This window comes from Microcoleus sp. D3_18_C4 (assembly GCF_036702355.1).
Taxonomy (GTDB): domain Bacteria; phylum Cyanobacteriota; class Cyanobacteriia; order Cyanobacteriales; family Microcoleaceae; genus Microcoleus.
On record NZ_JAUBTF010000148.1, the window covers coordinates 1 to 3,450 of the forward strand.

General features: G+C 48.3%; 2 protein-coding genes. One reads left to right on the top strand and one right to left on the bottom strand.

Annotated elements, in window-relative coordinates:
• Positions 1-58: 58 nt before the first annotated feature.
• Entirely contained in the window at positions 59-541 is a 483-nt protein-coding gene (locus tag QUA90_RS30210; protein ID WP_333448771.1) for a hypothetical protein, read from the bottom strand.
• 72 nt (positions 542-613) lie between these two features.
• On the opposite strand from QUA90_RS30210, the gene QUA90_RS30215 reads away from it, so the two are divergent.
• Positions 614-3,100: a putative PEP-binding protein gene (locus QUA90_RS30215; RefSeq protein WP_333448772.1), complete on the top strand. Its 2,487-nt coding sequence runs from the start codon at positions 614-616 to the stop codon at positions 3,098-3,100.
• Positions 3,101-3,450: the final 350 nt, after the last annotated feature.

Here is a 3,450-nt window from a genome sequence, read left to right on the forward strand (position 1 = left end):
CTGACTACTTTTTCTTTGAAGCATCTTCTCAAATCCCCTTGACAACTGCCATCCAAGCTTAACTTGTTACGAATGAAGCCTGAGTATTTTTCACCCGCTCCAAACCGTGCCGCTGCAAAGGCAAACCAGTCACCTCGCAAAAACTTTCAGCCAACAGTTCTGCTTGGTTAAAACCGCGCTCCTTGACCTTTTCTTTGTGCATGGGAATCGGTACAACTGTTAGATTGTCTATAGCTAATTCGGGAAAACTCAGCCAAGATTCTGCCAGCCAGCCGCCTAGAGGTTTTGCTAATTGCGGATTGCCGTCATATTTCAAAGCTGCGATCGCCCGTTTGAGAGCCCCGCCATACTCACCCCACACAAAAACACGCTGCTCTGAATGCCAAAATCGACCAGGATCGCTTAACTGACATCGCTGAAGTTGCTTGTGACAGTACGGACAAAACTCTCCGGCGGCCGGTCGCTGACAAAGAGGACAGTTAGACTTAAGAAATAGATTGAGAAAAGATTTGACTAATCCCGTCCATTTTCGCTTGTTCATCCTAAAATTGTCGTAAGTGATTAATGGGAAAAACTTTCAACTTCAATCAGTTTCCACCGACAGGCTCGCAGCGTGAAAAACCTCTACTGGTTAGACAAAATTCAACCTTCAGACAGAGATGCAGTGGGAGAAAAAGCATTTTACTTGAGCTGTTTGCTCCAGAAAAATCATCCTGTTGTACCGGGTTTTGTCGTACCGGCTACCACATTCTGGCAGTTTTTAGAGTCGATCGAGTGCCTAGAACCGCTGTTTGCTGACTGGCCACACTCTTCACTGCACTTGAATGTCGATGAACCCAGACAACTGCAATCGATCGCCCGCAGCATCCGCCACCAAATCCTCGCCGGCAAACTACCAGATTCACTGCTCTCCACCCTAGAGTCTGCTGTTTCTCAACTCAACTCCAAGTCAAACTTAAACTCCACAGCCTTAATTTTTCGCCCTTCCCTGACTTCCTGGAACCCGAAAACAGTCGGCATTCTGGCATCTCAGGCAGTACGGGCAGAACCCGAAGCCATTGGGGACGGACTCAAACGAGCTTGGGCAGAAATGTTCAGAGCCCGAAGTCTATTTTACTGGCAGCGGTGCGGTCTGCGGGTACAGCAAATCAATCCCGCAGTTTTGGTGCAGCCACTTCAAGAAGCCATCGCCGCGGGCGAGGTAAAAATAAAGGCGGGTGCACAGTGGGAAATCCAAGCCACCAGCGGTTTGGGATTGTCCCTCGCTAGGGGAGAAACCATCCCCGATTACTATCAAGTGCAGCCAGAAACAAGCGCGGTTAAATTCCAGCGGATCGGTTACAAAACATTAGCCTACCATCTCAAAGTCGGCGATGGTGAACCGAAAAAAAAACTGCTACTGGGCAAGTTTGCTGCTTTCCCAATTCCCGATTCTCCATTTATAATTCCTGATTTGGCTGATTGTTGCGTGCAAGTTTTAGCGCTGGGAGAGGAAGCACAAACAGAATACGTTTTAGAGGAATCGCAACTGCAAGAAATCATTGAATTGAGTAAAAAAGCGATCGCCGAATTTGACTCGGATTTAATTTTAGAGTGGACGCTAAATCAGACAGCAAACAGCGGGGAAGCGCAGTTTTATTTCACTCAAGTTCGTCTTGTCAAAGGGGAAAAAGTCGCGCCACTAGAGGAAAATTCGAGATCCCTCCCGCACCCAAACTCGATCGCCCCAGCCCGAACTCCTGCCATACTCAGAGGTGTGGCAGCAGCATCAGGAAAAGCCGAAGCAATTGCCCAAGTTATGACTAATTCCCACCCAGAAAACGCGGAATTCTTAGCCGGAGGCATTTTGGTAGCCCGGACAATCGAGCCGAATTGGCTGCCTTGGCTGAAGATTGCTGCTGGAGTGATTGCGGAACAAGGAGGCATGACATGCCACGGCGCCATTTTAGCGAGAGAATTGGGGATTCCCGCCGTTGTGGGAGTGACCGGGGCGACGCGGGCGATCGCCTCGGGCGATTCGGTTTTGGTAGACGGCGATAGCGGAGAAGTTTTTGCCCTCGCCCAACAGGATGCGATCGAGACAGGAGACAGCAGCCGACTTCGGGACACAGCAAAAAAGGCAAATGTATACAGTACAGCAGCGAAAATGTCAATAGCCAAGCACCAATCTTCTACCTCCGATCGATCGTCCAATTGGGCGTCTAAATCTCGACAATCTGAGTCTACTCAATATGTTTGGGGCCCACCAACGGCGACTCAACTGCTAGTTAATGTCAGCCAAACAAGTTCGATTGACCGCCTCAAAAATCTGCCAATAGACGGCATCGGATTGCTGCGATCGGAATTAATGGCATTAGAAGCTTTGGACTGTCAAAACCCCAAAGTTTGGCTACAAGACGGCCGCCAATCGGAATTTGTCGATCGCATGGCGGATTGCCTCAGCTTATTTGCTGCTGCCGTTTCGCCGCGGCCAATATTTTATCGATCTCTCGATTTACGGGAGTCAGGCGCCCACGGCAGTTTCAGTTATACCTTTGAACCAGAATTATTTGATTGGGAACTCTGCGTACTTCAAAAAGTCGGCGAGTCAGGTCATACCAATGTTAATTTAATTTTGCCTTTCGTGCGCTCTGTTGACGAGTTTATATACTGCCGCCAGCGCTTAGAAACAGTTTGGAAAAACCGCTCAAGCGAGTTTAAAATGTGGATTATGGCGGAAGTTCCTTCGGTGTTATTTTTATTGCCCGATTACGTAAAAGCCGGAGTTCAAGGAGTTTCTATCGGCACTAACGATTTAACTCAATTGCTGTTAGGAATTCACCGCCACTCCGACCAGGTGGCAGGTGCTTTCAACGGGCGCGATCCAGCAGTGATGAGGGCGATCGAACAATTAATCAAACAGGCCCGGGCCGCCGGCATTCCTTGCTCAATCTGCGGCGACGCTCCCGCATTGTATCCCGACACAGTTGAATCCTTCGTGCGGTGGGGAATTTCGTCTATTTCGGTCAATGTCGATGCTGCAGAACAAACTTCCAGGGCGATCGTCCGCGCCGAACAGCGCCTACTCCTAGAACTCGCTCGATCGATAATTAACAATTAACAACTCCCGGACTCACTTGACCCCAGAAATCCGGTTTCTACTCTAAATCATAGCTTTGGCAAGCAGCCACCCGCTCAGAAACCCGGTTTCTAGACAACCCATGCGTCCAGGACTATTAACAACTACAGAAACCCTGTTTCTAATTAGATATATCAACCGCGCAGACAGTGAGGACATTTGTAATTGGTGAAACCCTTTTTTTTATTGCTTATTGCTTATTCCTTCTTCCTTCTTCATTCTTTTTCCTTCCGCTATCAAAATCTCCGATTTTAAAGCTAGTACAGCTCGGCGTAAGTAGACAGACTATATTTGTGGTAGAATAACATAGTTAGTTTAGACCAGTTTCGGTA